At 40.1% G+C, this 15,824-nt stretch carries 17 protein-coding genes; 4 read left to right on the top strand and 13 right to left on the bottom strand.

The window, feature by feature from the left end:
* Window position 1: 1 nt before the first annotated feature.
* Both cobA and ABJD64_RS01905 read left to right on the top strand, forming a co-directional pair.
* Window positions 2-772, top strand: a complete 771-nt coding sequence (gene cobA / locus ABJD64_RS01910; protein ID WP_348176842.1) for a uroporphyrinogen-III C-methyltransferase — start codon at window positions 2-4, stop codon at window positions 770-772.
* Window positions 773-783: 11 nt separating this feature from the next.
* The gene (locus ABJD64_RS01905) at window positions 784-1,365 is read left to right on the top strand and encodes a bifunctional precorrin-2 dehydrogenase/sirohydrochlorin ferrochelatase (RefSeq protein ID WP_348176840.1); all 582 of its coding nucleotides are present in this window, start codon (window positions 784-786) and stop codon (window positions 1,363-1,365) included.
* An 11-nt stretch (window positions 1,366-1,376) separates the two neighbouring features.
* Here ABJD64_RS01905 and ABJD64_RS01900 read toward each other — a convergent pair whose 3' ends face one another.
* Both ABJD64_RS01900 and ABJD64_RS01895 read right to left on the bottom strand, forming a co-directional pair.
* Window positions 1,377-1,814 (bottom strand): PaaI family thioesterase, encoded by a 438-nt coding sequence (locus ABJD64_RS01900; RefSeq protein WP_348176838.1) that lies wholly within the window; start codon window positions 1,812-1,814, stop codon window positions 1,377-1,379.
* Between the two features lie 104 nt (window positions 1,815-1,918).
* Window positions 1,919-2,140, bottom strand: coding sequence for a helix-turn-helix transcriptional regulator (locus tag ABJD64_RS01895; RefSeq protein ID WP_348176836.1), 222 nt, complete (start codon window positions 2,138-2,140; stop codon window positions 1,919-1,921).
* Between the two features lie 118 nt (window positions 2,141-2,258).
* On the opposite strand from ABJD64_RS01895, the gene ABJD64_RS01890 reads away from it, so the two are divergent.
* Window positions 2,259-2,537 (top strand): hypothetical protein, encoded by a 279-nt coding sequence (locus ABJD64_RS01890; RefSeq protein WP_348176834.1) that lies wholly within the window; start codon window positions 2,259-2,261, stop codon window positions 2,535-2,537.
* Window positions 2,534-2,866, top strand: a complete 333-nt coding sequence (locus ABJD64_RS01885; protein WP_348176832.1) for a hypothetical protein — start codon at window positions 2,534-2,536, stop codon at window positions 2,864-2,866. The genes ABJD64_RS01890 and ABJD64_RS01885 overlap by 4 nt, the downstream gene beginning before the upstream one ends.
* Window positions 2,867-3,059: 193 nt before the next feature.
* Here ABJD64_RS01885 and ABJD64_RS01880 read toward each other — a convergent pair whose 3' ends face one another.
* From ABJD64_RS01880 to ABJD64_RS01830, 11 genes are all read right to left on the bottom strand, one after another.
* Window positions 3,060-3,545 carry a TIR domain-containing protein gene (locus ABJD64_RS01880; RefSeq protein WP_348176830.1) on the bottom strand — a complete coding sequence of 162 codons (486 nt, stop codon included), beginning with the start codon at window positions 3,543-3,545 and terminating at the stop codon, window positions 3,060-3,062.
* Between the two features lie 43 nt (window positions 3,546-3,588).
* Window positions 3,589-4,179: a hypothetical protein gene (locus ABJD64_RS01875; RefSeq protein ID WP_348176828.1), complete on the bottom strand. Its 591-nt coding sequence runs from the start codon at window positions 4,177-4,179 to the stop codon at window positions 3,589-3,591.
* Complete coding sequence (locus ABJD64_RS01870) at window positions 4,161-5,333, bottom strand: toll/interleukin-1 receptor domain-containing protein (protein WP_348176826.1); 1,173 nt, start codon at window positions 5,331-5,333, stop codon at window positions 4,161-4,163. The genes ABJD64_RS01875 and ABJD64_RS01870 overlap by 19 nt, the downstream gene beginning before the upstream one ends.
* Complete coding sequence (locus tag ABJD64_RS01865) at window positions 5,334-5,936, bottom strand: toll/interleukin-1 receptor domain-containing protein (protein ID WP_348176824.1); 603 nt, start codon at window positions 5,934-5,936, stop codon at window positions 5,334-5,336.
* Between the two features lie 199 nt (window positions 5,937-6,135).
* Entirely contained in the window at window positions 6,136-7,521 is a 1,386-nt protein-coding gene (locus tag ABJD64_RS01860; RefSeq protein ID WP_348176822.1) for a hypothetical protein, read from the bottom strand.
* A gap of 312 nt (window positions 7,522-7,833) precedes the next feature.
* Complete coding sequence (locus ABJD64_RS01855) at window positions 7,834-8,391, bottom strand: hypothetical protein (protein WP_348176820.1); 558 nt, start codon at window positions 8,389-8,391, stop codon at window positions 7,834-7,836.
* A 232-nt stretch (window positions 8,392-8,623) separates the two neighbouring features.
* Window positions 8,624-11,185, bottom strand: coding sequence for an FtsX-like permease family protein (locus ABJD64_RS01850; protein ID WP_348176818.1), 2,562 nt, complete (start codon window positions 11,183-11,185; stop codon window positions 8,624-8,626).
* Entirely contained in the window at window positions 11,172-11,498 is a 327-nt protein-coding gene (locus ABJD64_RS01845; RefSeq protein ID WP_348176816.1) for a PadR family transcriptional regulator, read from the bottom strand. The genes ABJD64_RS01850 and ABJD64_RS01845 overlap by 14 nt, the downstream gene beginning before the upstream one ends.
* A gap of 105 nt (window positions 11,499-11,603) precedes the next feature.
* The gene (locus ABJD64_RS01840) at window positions 11,604-12,803 is read right to left on the bottom strand and encodes a succinylglutamate desuccinylase/aspartoacylase family protein (RefSeq protein ID WP_348176814.1); all 1,200 of its coding nucleotides are present in this window, start codon (window positions 12,801-12,803) and stop codon (window positions 11,604-11,606) included.
* The gene (locus ABJD64_RS01835; protein WP_348176812.1) at window positions 12,796-14,643 is read right to left on the bottom strand and encodes a CBS domain-containing protein; all 1,848 of its coding nucleotides are present in this window, start codon (window positions 14,641-14,643) and stop codon (window positions 12,796-12,798) included. Before ABJD64_RS01835 ends, ABJD64_RS01840 begins: the two co-directional genes overlap by 8 nt.
* A 161-nt stretch (window positions 14,644-14,804) precedes the next feature.
* Window positions 14,805-15,710 (bottom strand): NAD(P)/FAD-dependent oxidoreductase, encoded by a 906-nt coding sequence (locus tag ABJD64_RS01830; RefSeq protein WP_348176810.1) that lies wholly within the window; start codon window positions 15,708-15,710, stop codon window positions 14,805-14,807.
* Between the last annotated feature and the right edge of the window lie 114 nt (window positions 15,711-15,824).

Below are 15,824 nucleotides of genomic sequence, written 5' to 3'. Positions count from 1 at the left end.
AATGGAAAATCCAAAAGTTCCAAAATTGACACTAGTCGGCGCTGGTCCGGGCGATCCGGATTTGATAACCTTAAAAGGTATCAAAGCTTTGAAGACTGCAGATGTGGTCCTATACGATGCATTGGCCAATGAAGAACTTTTGGATTTTTGTTTACCCCATACCAAAAAGGTATTTGTAGGCAAACGTGCAGGGCTGCACCACTATCAACAGCATGTGATCAATCAAATGATCGTTGATCATGCCATCAAACATGGTCATGTGGTGAGATTGAAAGGTGGAGATCCCTATGTGTTCGGACGGGGACATGAAGAACTTGAGTACGCAGAGAAACATGGGCTACTTGTAGATTTGGTGCCGGGTGTCACCAGCGCCATTTCTGTGCCAGCACTCAATCAGATTCCTCTAACCAGAAGGGGCATCAATGAAAGTTTTTGGGTGATGACTGGCACCACCAAAAGTGGACAATTGTCTGCGGACATTCAGCATGCCGCAAAGTCGTCTGCCACGAGTGTAATCCTGATGGGAGTGAAAAAGTTGCCGGAAATATTAGACATCTACGCAAAGAACGGCAAGTCTGAAACACCTGCTGCGATCATACAAAACGGCTCAAGAGCTGACGAAAAAATGGTGATTGGAACTGTCAGTAATCTACAAGCGTTAACATTAAAAAATAATATCGGGTCTCCAGCTATTATTGTAATCGGAGAAACAGTAGCTTTAGGTAAGGAAAAGTTAAACAGCACATTAGATAAAATCGTTTTATCTAAGTAAACCCCACAATCATGAAAAATGGTAATAACCTTTTTCCAGTATTTTTCAAACTGGAACAGCTCCACCTTCTCGTCGTAGGAGGAGGCAACGTGGGTCTTGAGAAATTGACCTCGGTGCTGAGAAATAGTCCCTCTACCAGCATTCGCCTGGTGGCCAAAGAAATCAGCGATGAAGTGCGTGATCTGGCTAAAGATCACCCGAACGTAAAACTGATTGAACGCGAATTCAGACCCTACGATCTGGAAGACATAGAATTGGTCATCGTTGGCATTGACAATACCCGCACGAGCGAATTGATCCGCGATATGGCCAAGGCCAGAGGACTCATGGTGAACGTGGCTGACAAGCCTGAGCTGTGCGATTTCTATCTCGGCTCTGTGGTGAAAAAAGGAGACCTCAAAATCGCTATCTCTACCAACGGCAAGTCACCGACTGTGGCCAAGCGTATCAAGGAATATCTGAATGAGTCCATCCCGGAAACGATCGACGAGGTGCTTCAAAACATGAACAAGATTCGTGAAAAGCTACACGGCAACTTCGACTTCAAAGTCCGCACGCTCAATAGCATTACCAAAGATTGGTTGAAGAAGTAAGGCAGAGCAACCTATTTGTACCCAATTTCTTCTGTCAATCCAATCTTGCTTTTCGCAAAATTGCCGGTACCGAAAGCGATTTCTTTGCCTGCCTCATTGTATAATGTAGACTCAGCTGTGTAAATATTTTTGGATTCGAATCGTACCTGACCGATGGCTTTGATCTTTCCACTGCTTACGGGCCGGATGAGGTTGATATTGAATGAGGTGGTCAGCACAAAGGCATCCGTCACAATAGAATTGACAGCAAAAAAAGCGGCATCGTCCAAAAGTTTAAAGTACACTGACCCGTGCATAGCACCCAGGGCGTGAAAATATTTTTCTGTAACGGTAAGGCCTATTTCAGCTTTTCTTTCGGAAATCCGGACTGTAGTCGTATCAAATATTTGGGTGTTGACATTGGCTCCAAGATACATGCGCTCAAGCTTGTCGTAGTGTTGTTGGGTCATGAGAGAAGTGTATTAGGGTTGTTGTACATTTTAAGGTAAAGGGGCATGTCAATTAAATTTTACGAAGGATTGGTTGAAAGGGGTAATGCCACGATAAGGGTCCTTTATCTCTCGTCACTTAAGTTTAGATGACCGCAAACATGCTCAAGTAGTTCACAAGGATTGGCTTCAATTGCTTGAGCTATCAGATAAAGCTCATCCGCTCGCAGTTTGGTGGCTTCGTTTATTGAAAGTTCACTTAGCCTCTGTTTGCTAATTCCTGTTCTGCGAGAGATATGTGATTTATTAACTGCCTTTCTATCTAAATATACTCCAAGTTTTGTCATTCAATTTCATGTTAATCTGCATAATTATATGAATTAATATGACTAATGTGAAGATACTCTTCAAATCTATTTTTTATTGTCAATTTATTCTGTATAATTGACAATAAAATATTGAAACATGGTCTCATATAATCAAAACAAAAACACATTAGAAGTCAACATATCAGTCCCAGGAATCTGTGAATTATATGATTATCAAAAAGGACTGCTTGGCATTTTAGGAGAAATCCAAATCAATGATTGTGATGAGTTGTTGAAGGAAAACTTGAAATCAGTTTACAAACTTTTAGGACATCTTTTACTTGACTCAAATTTTCTTAAGCAACATGAATCTTTATTACAGGAGTATAAAGCGTTGATCGTTCAAAGTGTAGATGGAAAAGTTCAAGGGTCATGAAAGTAGAAGTCGGAAATCTCCCATTTTTCAAATTATCCTCCAATCAGGATTTGATCCTATTCCTAATCAAAAAAGAATTGCAAGGAACAAAATTTACCAAGGAGTTGGACCGTGTTGGGTTTGATCACTCGCTTTTCTGCATCGATTTAGGAGTTGTGATTCTATCTCTTATGGGATTCGAAAATCGTAGTGACGATTTATGGGGGTGGTATTACAGGATTATGGATTCTTATGCGGATAAAGTTGACCTTTATGATACCCGAACCGCCCATGAATTAGCACTAGATTTTTACCTTGAGTTACGCAGTCAGCTGAAACCGGGGAAGTAACGTCTGGCTAATAAACGTAGGGGAGTTTTAAATGCTACCCTTTCAGTTCTCTCATTAGCCAAGCCAAATATTTTTATAATTTACTTCCCTTTTTCATTATCAAAATTTTGGATTAGCGGACTTTCTAGAAGTACTGAACTTCCGATAGCCACCAAACTCCTATGTTTTCTTAGCCCTTGTTATCGGCTGGGTTTTATTTTCTCGCAGCTATTGCCTGTTCAATCCATTCCTCCATATTTTCTTTTATGTCATTATACGCACTTGCTACACTAGGGGAATGACATTTCACTTTAGATGATAATTTTGTGCCATCCTTAAAAGTGAATTGTTCAAACGGATTTGTTCCTTTAGAACATTTTCCAGTTTTTGGGTCTTTTAAGTTATGTATATGTATTCCAACCAATCCTTTGCCATCTGTCCAAGCTTTCTTTATTTCATGTTTTACCCAAGGTCTTTTATGAGTTTCTTCACCTATGAGGACAACAACACAACTTTTATAACTCATGTTATCATCAATCCATTTTTCAATTGCTTTGTTCCCTCCTTTTTTTACTGTTTCCCAATCATTGGCTGAAACAGGCTTATTGTCTTCTAATGCTCCGATGTTTCTAATTTGTTGCACACGCATTACGTCATTCCCATAATGGAAACTGTAGAAAATTTGTCTTTTAATGGCCATATTTATTTTATTAATTGATTGCTGTATTTTTAATCTATTTATCTTAAATGAAATCCTTTAAAAAATCTCTAAACAAGGCCATATAAGCATAATCTTTCAAAAGTCTTTTGTCTAGGTTTTGTTCAAATCTGTCATAGAGGAATTTGGAAGCGGCACCAGTACTTGCCATTGGAAGAATAATTGCTTCAGGATGTGCTTTTACAAAAATTTCATATTCATCATTAATACCTTCCATGCCACCAATGAACACTCCAACTTTAAATTCATTATCTTCTATAAGTGATTTTCTCATTGTTGCCAAACTTTCGACTAAGCCCTCTTCTTTTGGTGTTAAGACAATATTTTCAAAAGCAAAATTATCTTTCGGAAATTTGTCTTCAAAAAACAATGATTGATATAATGTAACATGCTTTTTCAAATCAATATCCATTCTTTCCAATACAAACCTTATTAAGGGTGTGATAGAAGGGTGGCCTCCCCAAATCAAATGAGCTTTCGGAATTACAACAGTTGCCAATGCGCGAACTGCATCTCTTATAGAAACAATATCAGCAGTATCATAGAATTTCTTATCTCTGTCTGGATAAGGAATACTTGCAGACAAAAACACTTTATTTAAATTGTCTTTAGCCATTCTTCTGCTTTAACGATTTTAATTGTTTTTACTGGAAGATAATTGTCTAACCAATCCAAATGTTTAATCCATTTTTCTCTAATGTTTCTATGGTCAAAAAGTAAGAATGCACCTGCAACATTTTTAGATTTAATTCTCACTACTAGTTCTTCGGATTGGTTGTAGGTAAATGCTTGCGGAACACCAACTGTTGGAATAATCACCAATTCTTTACCATCACTTCGTTTAATTGTGATGAATTTTTCCGATTGCAAGTCAGCCTTTTTGCCAACTCGATTAGATGATGCAATGAATTCAGTAATAATATTGTCTTGTCTTGACGCTAAACTTCTTGCCCGTAGCGATTCAACTTGGCTAATGATATTTGAAATTGTGATTGGGTTCAGATAACTCGTTGTTTTTTTAAAGATTTTGTTCCCGAAATCGGAATCACTTAATTGAAGAGGGATACTTAATTCTGCATCTCTTTCAAGTTTATGCGATGGCCAAATCACCTGCAAAATACCAATTGACATAGAGTTCGCTTTAGCCAACTCTTGCGTTGTCCAATTGCTATTTAAAAATCCAGGTGTATTTAATAAAACAACTACATCTGTATCAGCCATTCTATGCCAAAGTTCCTCTTGAAATGGCTCTCCGGGCCGAATACTATGTGTGTCAAGGAAAACATCAAAGCCGTTTTTTTCTAGTTGCTCAAACAACTGTATCGCAACAGTTGAAGATTCGTCTCTTTTGTAACTAATGAATAGCCTTCGAGAAAGTCGCAACAAACTTAGTCCTTCTAATATGCACGAAACGAGTTTTTCAATATCATTACTTGTCGCCAATTCAAACCCATTTACATTTCCTAATTCCGTTGGAATTTGAGAACTAAACTTTGCTAAGTCAGAGGCAATAGGTAGTATCAAGTTGGCATCTTTGATTAAAATTTCAAGTAAATCAATGTTTTTGAAAGAATCTGAATCGCTTCCGAAGTAAAGGCAAAATGTCGGAGCACTACCCTTGTATTCAGTATTGAAATTGGTTTCATCAATTTCAATAATTGATTCCTTTTCTAAACCAAGTTCAGCAGTATGATGATACAAAGTATCCATTACCTCTTTGTAGAAAGGATTGTCAGAACCAATTTTGATTATTTGATACTTAGTTTTCATCTACCTTTGATTTAGCCAAGTTTTTAGTGAAGTGATGATTCTAATTCCTTCTTTATTTCGCGGTTTAGCTACATAATAACCTTTGGGAATTATCTTGCCATTTGTATATTTCGCTGTTCCACCTTCATAGTCAATATGAGGGTATATCTGCAAATACTCATTACCTTTATATTGATGATTATACTGTCCTTTTTCTTTTACAGGTAAAATTGCAATGTGTTTTTGGAATTTATGAACATCCCCAATTCCAAGCTCCCAGTTACACCAATATGATTCAATTGCTTTTGCTGTTGCAAGCAAAATGAATTTGTCACAATATTTAATTACTTCTTTAATTCTAGCTGCTGTGTCACCAGATGTTTGGTCTGGCATTTTATTGTCCATACTATCAATATAAACTTTAACTCCTAAATCTTCTAATAACTCAATTACTCCTGTTGCTTCTTCAATTTCTTCAAGATCTTTGTGCTTATGAGAGAGAAATAACGTTGTCTTCGTGTCATAGGTACTCTTAGCACTAAAGGTCTTGATTTTATTTAAAGACTCATTAATGAAAGATTTCTCCAATCGTGAACTTCTAAAATGTCCCTTTTCAAATATCATATTCAGTCACTTGTCTTTCTGTTGGTTGAGTCTATTCGCCTTGCCGATAATGATGAGTGGGGGTTAGAAAGTACTAACCTTTCCAGCCACACATAGCCACGCCTTGTTTTAAATTTATTAATTGTGGGGGAGTTTCCAATCCCCACTAAATTATCCTGACCGATAAAACCCCATTCATTCATAGCATTTGGCATGAGTCTTATTGATTCGCTGCGTTTTTTGCGGAGTTTACAATTCCATCTTCAACTTCATCGGCCGCTGTTTCAATAATGTCTTTTGTCTGATCTTCTATGGTCTTAACTATTGATTTGTCTTTGTTTTTGTCACGATCCAGCATGTTTAAAATAGGGTTGTCAGATTTCTGATAATCAGATATCAATTTGCCTGGGTTCTCGTTGGTAACACTAAGGAAGTTGTAAAGAAGTTTGACCCTAAGTTCTTCTGATAAATCACTATCCTCTATTTCTTCTATTTGATTCGACAGTCCTTCAATGGTCATGCCAAGTACTTGCTTATGAGAGTATTCTTCAATTAGTCTTTTCGATAAGTTAACCTTTTTGTTTGCAGAAATTGTAGTCCAAATCAACGGGATGTAAAGCGGCATAAATGACAAAATTACTTTTGGTGACCGCTCTACTACTTCAATCAAAGTTGATCCGGTTGAAAGGAAGAATACACTTATTGCAATTGGCAGGATTGAAACCAGTGATAAATACATAATCCCTTTACTAAAACTCACCTTATATTCTTTAAATAGTTCTTCTTCTTCTTTTTTCTTAGCAACAAAAGCAGAACTTAATCCAGCAGTTAAAGCATCTGGTAACAAAGATGAAATTCGCTTATTGATTTCGTTGTATTCATTCTTGGCTTCTTCCTTCGCACCGTCAATTTCCTTCTGATTTTCTTCGATAAAATTGTCGTACTGCTCTTTACTGTAGGTTCTTAAGGCTTCTATCTGGGTGTCGAGTATCTTGGCATTTTCTTTCAGCTCACTATATGCTATTTCGAGTTCGGATTTTAAGCCTTCTACAGTTACTGTCTCACCATCTTCATCTTCATCTTCATAGCCAATAATCTCTCGGTGTAACTCATCAATTTCAGATTTCTTAGCAAGTATCCCTTTGTATGTCGTGGTAGCTTTGCTTGCACTTTCTTGAATGTTAGAAAGTAAGCTTTCTAGTTCTTCTGCCTCTGTTTCTAATTCTGGGTGATTTTCTAGTACTTCTGTTATTATATTTAGTGAGTTTATTAGTTTCTCACTTCGCTCGTTGACGATATTACTAGATTCAAGAGAACCCTGATTAAGGATATCGATTTCCTCCTTTGTTTTTGAGATTGATTCAGCTTTGTCATTCAGAAACAACTCTGTGCTTGTAATTCGTTCTAGAATCTCAGTAGCTTGGTTTAAACGTTCCTCTGTTTTATTTCTAAACTCAGCGGCCCTTTTTGAAGCTTGTTTTGCGTCTTTTTCAATGTCTGAAGGCTTTTCCTCAATTCTTTTTTCCAGAATTGTTAAACGTTCCCAGATCTTCAATCTTTCTTCCTCTAGGTATTCAATTTTTTTAGAATTCTTACCATCAAACATGATTCTTAGTTTTATATGTGCGGTGAAAGTTGTGATCCATTACAATTGTATAACACACATTAATGTTTGTTATACAACTTTCAAATTATTTAAATCAAGTCTCTTAAAATGAGAGATATTCGATTTTGGTCATTTGTAACCATTGTTATCGAATATCATCAAGTACTTTTTGCCTTAATTTTTCTCAGGAATGCGGCGGGAGGGTTCGGTTAGGAACCGCAGATAGTAAGATAGGAAAAATCAGGGAGGAGAACAAGGAGGTTAAATCACGTGTCCAATCGATCAAAAGCAAAACATTTCCAACATTGAATATTATTGGCCGGATCCAGGAGTCAACACCCTCCACCCTTTATTTAGCTTGATCTTCCTGCGACCCGCTTTTTTTAGCATGAAATAGAGATCTAATCCATAATAAATCAGCGGGACACTAATACCCAGCAAACCAACACCAAGTACAACACTGTTACCAAGAGTAGCAATCCCACCTATCAAAGCGGCGCCACCTAAAGTCAAAGAAGTAGCACTCGCTCCTCCAACAGCAATTCCCAGCACACTATTCATCACGTTGGAATGAGGGTAAACCGTAACGTGTTTGATATTTGTTATTGCTATTGCAATAGTATTTCCTCTCTGTTTTAGCATGATGCTGTCTTTTGATGCTCTTTTAAACTCTCCCATAATTTTTTCTTTGTCATGAGTAAGGATATCTAAATTCATCCCTTCTTTGACCGTAACCTTCTCGTTTCGTTTGGTATGTACAAACTCCAGACTATCGGATGCTAGAATACCTGGTTCCTTATTTTCAACAGATAGGGCATGAGTTGAAAAAGAACTTGTCAAAATGAATAGGCTAATGAGTATCTGTTTCATCGATCAAAAAGATTAACGTCTTGTAATTTTTACTTTATCCATTGGGATAATAACGATTCGGATCTGACAATAGATTTGATTCAGATTCGAAACTGTCATGAAGATAACGAATTAGAGTGAGAGCAAATTATCATGGGTTAAATATAAGCGTGCTGCTTTACACAATTGACCATAACATATGTCAATGACCCAAAAGATCATAGCGACCATCTTAATACCTGGAAAACTCTACTTACTCATCCCTTAAGAACACCACTGGATTCGCACGGATGACTTTGGTGAGTTGGATGACAAGCGTGGTCACAAAAACCATCGTACAGATACCAAGCGCGATCAGCGCAAAGTCCCAGGACAACTCAATTCGGCTTGGATAATCATCCAACCACTCAGACACATAGTAGTACGCAGGCAGGCAACCCAGCACAAATCCACCTACGATCCAAACCGCAAATTTCCGCGCATACTGACCATATAAGTGTGCGGGTGAAGCGCCACTGATTTTACGGATGCTAATCTCTTTCATTCGCTGATTGACGTGCGTTCCTACCATACTCATTAACCCAAGTGCAGCCAGAAATACGGCAATTAATGAGCCCGTAGTGGCGATCTTTTTGACCCGTTCTTCTACGGCCATTTCGGCCTCATTGTGGTCATTCAACCAGATCACCTCAAAAGGATACGGATCGTAGGCTTCCCTCCATGCCTTTTCTATATGATAGAGAGGATCACTACCTGCAGACGCATCCAGTTTGACCAAAATGTTTTGAATGACATACTGCGGTGACTGATACATGACCAAAGGCATCTTCTCATACTTGGGGGAGTAAAAATGAAAATCTTTGACCACTCCAATGATTGTTGGATTTTTGAACTCTCCATAACTAAATGGCAGGACAGTCCCTAAAGGATCGGGCAAACCCAGCATTTTTACCAGAGTTTCATTGACGATGACACTGTTGTTGATGTCTGTCGCCAGATCCGGGTCGAAATTTCTGCCTTGAAGTATCTCAATCCCTAATGTAGGTACAAACTCGGGTGAGACGACTATATGACGCGTGCTATAGCGGTTTTCTTGATAGACAAAATCGGTACCGTTGTAGCCGGAATTGGAAGCAAAGCGCTGAACACCTGGAATGGCGCTCAAGGCAGCTTCAAATCTTTCTAACCGTTCTTTATCGAAATTGGTAACACCCAGGGTGACTACATTTTCGTCTTCATAACCCAAATCGAAATCTATCAGATAATCAAATTGCCTGGTGGCTGCCAACATGCCTATGATGAGAAAGATGGCCAATCCGAATTGGATCGTCAAATAAAACCTGCTGAGCAAACTTCCTTTACCTATTTTCTCTTTGCCACGAAGGGCATCGTTCACTTTAAAACCTGATAGTACGATGGCAGGATAGAGGCCGGCTATCAAGGTAATCACCAATAGGACTGACAAACCACCAATGATGAGATCGGGTTGAAACAAATCTTCGAAAGTGAGATAACCCTTATTCATGAATTCGGCAAAAAATGGCAGTATGCCCAACAACAGCAACAACGAAACAATAGCAGCTATCGTCGTACTCAAAAATGATTCACAGATAAACTGGCTAAAAACAGACTGCTGATGAGCACCTATGACTTTGCGTACGGCAACCTCTTTGGAGCGAACGATATAGTTTCCCAAAGAGAAGTTGGAATAATTGATTGCACTGATCAACAGACAGAGCAAACCCACAATTCCCGCTATCCAAAGAATGTCCATATCTGCCGTTGGTCTCAGTCCATTCCCGTTGCGATAGGTAGTATCCAAATGTATTTGTGAGTAGGGCTGGAGAGTCATTTTTTCTCCGCTGCCCTCCTCAGCATCGGCCGTTGCCAAGGCAGTCATTTGCGCTTCCACCAGGCCTTTATCTGCCGCGTCCTTGAGCATTATTAGTGCATTCATATTGAAATCATGCCAGTTTTTAAGCCGCTCTTTTTCCGCTCGTGTGGCATAATAGGCAAACGGTAAAATGAATTTAGGTCGTACCGTACTATTGTGTGGGAGGTCCTGATAAATGCCAATAATATTGAAGCGCTTATCCTGATTTCTAAAATGAATTGTAATCTCTTCCAGGCCTACGTTGAGAGTTCTGGCCATGCGTGCACTAATCAGGATATTGTCTGGCGAACCAAAGTCCAGATAACTACCTTCCAGTATATTAAAATCGAGCATTCGGAAAATATCAGCATCTGCAAAGTGCATGTATTGAAACATGTTTTCTTCATTCATCTTCACAATACCATAGGCACTTTTGAATCTTGACATGCCATCTATTTGTGGGATATTGGCAGGAAATACCTCCCCCATTATGTATGACCCACCATCGAATTTGAGTAAATCACCTTCTATCATAACCTCCTGTGTAACACGATAAAGGCGATCTCGATTCTTATTGAATCGGTCGAAAGTCATCTCATCGTAGAGATAGAAAAAACACATCCAGCAAACAGTGATACCTACTGTTAATCCTATAATGTTGATCCCAGCGTACTTTCGTGTTTTCCATAGAAAGCGCAATCCTGTTTTCAGGTAATTGTTGAGTAATGCTAATTTTGAGTTTTTCATCATTTTTGGTTTATAGAATTTAGAAACCATTAAGACCTCCAGAAGGAATTTTCTTTTGGCGTACGCCACAGACAGGTTCTTGCATCGCCAAACAAAGGCCTCGTGTAGATCTCCCTGGATTTCTTCCAGCAAATCATTTGGACACAGCCTGACCAAAAGCCTGTCCATCCAATTTGGTGGTTTAAATACTGACATATTCTAACGCAGGTGAAACACCGCTCCAAAGTTTTACTTTGGCTTCATGTATTTCCTTTACTACCACCCGACCTGAGGAAGTCGCTCGATATATCCGCTGCCTTCTTCCTCCACGCTCAGCCGTTGGTAGGCCAAATTCTGATTCGACCCAGCCCTTTTTCTCCATTCGCTTGAGTACTACGTGAATGGCTGGCAGGGAAATAGATTTGTTCAGCGCCTCGTCATGATACCTCCCAATCTCGACACCGCTACATTTCTCGTGTTTGAGCAAAATCATCAACACGATTTCTTCTAGTGATCCTAAAGTTTCCATATCATTAACAAAAGTATATCATATAAACCATATTTCATTAACTTTTGTTTAATTAATAAAATGAGAATGACTAAAGGAGTGCCATATGAATTGTGTCGTCACCGTCTAGTTATTCCAATCGGCATCGTACTCATCCGTTCTGGATGAGGCCTCTCGATTTTTAATAGTCAAATGAGTTCTGTTTACCTGTTTGCTGCGATAGCCGAGCAGATGCAAAAATGGTTTGGTGAAAAACCGAGCGATTTTCAAATTGACTACTAAGGCATCATAACTGGCCGATTGCCACTTGATACCGGGAAGCAGGGGGAGGATATGAGCCAATTTGGTCTTGCGCAGCACGGCCGACAAGCGCAGAAAAAAGGGATGAACTTTTTTTATTTCAAAAAAGCCCTCTTTGCCCTGACTTTGATAGAGCGGCATGAAAACTCTTCCCGTATGAGAAGCGATCACTGTTTTGCCGTTTCTAATGGCCATCTCCTCACCTTTCTTCACTTTTTGGAAATTGACAAAACCGGGACGCATCTCAAATCTATCCCCTTCATGTATCCTAAATCTAAAACGGATCTCAAAAATATCCCTTGAGGTAGCGGAAGTTTTGGCGAGTTGCTGGTAGTAATGAAAATAATCGATCTCTTCCTGACCAATGATTTCTGAAAAAACCAAACTCAGATAGATAAAGGCGATTTGATTCTGATAAGAGGCCAGATCATCGTGCTGACCCGCTTCATAACCAAAAGAGACGTATCCCAACTCGTTGATGTGGCTAAGTATTGGGCCATCCAGATATTCTTCCACTCCCAAAATCATGGGCACAGGGTATTGTTCGGTGAACTTTCTGTTGAGCAAGCTATCGTTGACCACAATAAATGGAATGGTTTCGCTCGAGGTGGTATGCAGGTCCATAAAGTAAAAGGGCCCTTCTCTCTCACTCATAATACTCCTCAGGGTTTGGTGTATTTCATATTGCTCCAGTTTTTCGTCCTGAAGATCGCCTACTTCACCGGTTTCTAAAATTTTAATGCGATCTGCTGTCCATAGGCGATTGAGATCTTCGGTGCAATAGCGTTGGCCTTTTTCCAGGGCACGTAGATTACCGGTAATGCCGTAAATGTGGCCATTGATTTGCTTTTTTTTGTGTTGCAGATCCGCCAACACCTGATGTAAGGCAAACACACCAGAGTTCTCGTTGCCATGCATACCACCAAAAAAAATGACAGTGGGACCCTTCTTACGACCTTCAATATGTCCGATGATCCGCCCTGTTTCAATCGTTCGATTAAGGGCCTTATTATGCACTTTAATCATCGTCGAAGGGAATTACGTCTTTGATGGTTATGATACCTACCAAATGCTTGCCTTGAACGACGGGCATACATCCGTATTCCAGTTTTTTCATCAATTGGATGGCCTTTTTTATCTTGGTATCCGCCTGCACAGTTACCACATCTTTCGTCATGATATCAGCCACCATAAGGTCCTCATCTATGGCCTCCATTTTTTTGTATCGCTCGATATGTGTCGAGGTCAGCAGACCACACATATCACCTGCATGATTCTCTACCGGCACATGATGAATGTCTTTCCATTCCATCACGCTGGTAGCCAATTCGGCCAGATCATTCTCATTGACCACAAAAAGCCGGGTAGACATGATATGTCCAACAAGGTGTGCCGTAGGTGGTCTTTCATGATTGTTTTCAAGCATGGGCCATTGATGTATAGGCAGGTTTGCTTTCTGTTGATTGTCATAAATGCCTTTGGTGACGGTCAGGAGTGCGTCGTCTTTTTTCAGCTCTTTGCAGAGGTTGCGATAGTTCTTGATTAGCCATTTCGATGCAGTTTGTCCTTTTACGCGCTGCTCAATCACTCCCAATAATTTCTCAGTGTCCTTTTTGTCAATATTCATTTTCTTCAGACCCTCATAAGCCAGCGGTAACAATTCTTTAGTGACCAAATCGGCGACCGTCAGTCGTTGACCCATCCAATGAAGTGAAGTGTCTCTCCCGGTTCGAGCAGCATTGATGAAATTGGATTTGGCATCCCGATAGTCCATATGATTGGACATGTCGTCAAATTGGGAGGGCCTTCCTTTCATCAGTCCCACCCAAAATGCAAAATTGGCCATCTGGTCTAGCACAGTAGGTCCAGCCGGAATGTATCTGTTTTCTATCCGCAAATGAGGTTTACCATTGCCCACGCCATAGCAAGCACGGTTCCATCGATAGATGGTTCCATTGTGTAGACACAACGCAGCCAGAGACGGAATCTTCCTGGCTGCCAACTCATCCATCGAATCAACGGCTATGTCTTTGGTTAGGATTAATTTATAAAGCGCTACATCATTCTTAAATATATCTGCCGCCGTTCCGGTAGCCCACTGGTTGCCGATAGTGACTCGGGCTTGCTGATCTTTCAATGCTCGGGAGGAGCCACGTGTGTCTACACTTTGCTGAAACAAGGCGATCCTCGTTTCACTCCACAACTCACGACCGAGTAACAGCGGAGAGTTTGTACATGCACTTAGGACAGGTCCGGAGATGGCTTGCGCCCAATTATAGCTGGATATGAAATCGAAGGAAGGAATTTGCAAGTGCATCTGAAAACTAGTGTTGCAGGCTTCGAAAAGTACGGAATCATGCCTGATCGAGAGCTCGTCTACACCACTCAGGTTCAATTCGAAATCACCACCTCTTAGTTCTTTCGCTATGTCATTTAAATTCCAATATCTCGGAGAAGGAGTCATGAAATCAAATCCCAATTCTTTCTTCCCAATGGTTGGCAAAATACCGGTAAGTACCACTTTGTTCTGATGCTTTTTTGCAGCTGCCGCAGCTTTTTTTAGCAAGGCACTCAATTGACTTTCAACTTTGGAAAAGCAATTACTTTTCAGTTCTACAGGGTCAAGATTAATCTCGAGATTGTATCTGGCCAGTTCTGTGGTGAAGTGAGGGTCATTGATGGAATTCAAAACTTCCTGGGACAATTTGGAAGGCCTCCATTGGTCATTGACCAGGCAAAACTCTTGTTCGGCTCCTATGCGAATGATATCATTTTCTATCATGCCCTCTTTAAGCATGGTTTCCAGCGCTTTGATATCGCTGAGCAGATGCTTAATGAACTTGATTCGAGTTTCATTGTCCCTCATTTCGGTTGTGGTCTGACGATTGAACACCTAAATACCTGTAAACTGAAAGGCATTAACTACTTTCCAATTTACAGATAATGGGACGTTAGACAACTCCTGAAAAACAGACCTTCATCCGACTATTTAATGATTTTCATCATATCATTGGCTTCGGGTACTTATCAAAATCCTTCCGAAATCAGGTCCTTATTGGCAACAATGCCAGCTACAGAACCAGACGACACCGCAATAGAAACTGCCCTAAGGCCGGAGTTGTCACCGCAGGCATAAACCCCCTCGACACTCGTTTTTTGGAACATGTCTACAGAAATCAAGCCCTCTTCCGCAAACTCACAACCCAGTTGTTCGGGAATACTACAATGTTGGACATTCTCTGGACTGGAATAAATGGCAGTGGTGTCAACCCTTGAGCCGTCCTTGAGAATTACATTTTGTATTTTACCCTTTTTGTGTTCCAGGCTTTGAATTTCTGTTTCTATGATGTCAATCCCATGGCTTCGAATTTTTTGCGTCTGTTCGCTGGTAAGTGTTGATTTCCCATTGGTCAATATCACGAGATCATTAGTCCAATGAGAAATCAGTTCAGCATAATGATTGGCATGCTCACCATTGGCAAGAATGGCTGTCTTCTGATGCCTGACTTCATAACCATGGCAATAGGGACAGTGCAAAATGGAAATCCCCCAACAGTCGGAATACCCAGGGATATCCGGCATGATGTCTTTTAATCCTGTGGCGAAAATGATTCTCTTAGCCGTGAAGGTGTCACCTCTTTGAGTGAATATTTCGAAGCCTTCATCAATCTTTTTACCTTGTACTGCCAGACCATCATAAAATTGGACACTATCATACTTTTCTACTTGCCCTTTTGCGATAGCTGCTATTTCTCCCGGAGCTTGCCCATCCTGAGTAAGAAAATTATGGGAATGTGGGGTTTGAGCATTGCAGGGCTTCCCACTGTCTATGACCAGCACCTTTCTGAGCGAACGCCCCAGGGCCATGGCAGCCGATAGCCCGGCATAACTTCCTCCTACTATGATTATTTCAAACTTATTGGTCTCTTCCATCCGATTAATATTGTTGATGGAACAAAGCTAACCTATAAATGCAACATTGTTGCATTTAAGTAGAAATAGTTGTTGCACTAAACTTTGAAGATAAGCACACGGACAATGCTACGG

Source organism: Reichenbachiella sp. (assembly GCF_039944555.1).
Taxonomy (GTDB): domain Bacteria; phylum Bacteroidota; class Bacteroidia; order Cytophagales; family Cyclobacteriaceae; genus Reichenbachiella.
Note: the sequence above shows the minus strand (reverse complement) of the source record. Positions and strands in the feature narration are given on the sequence as shown.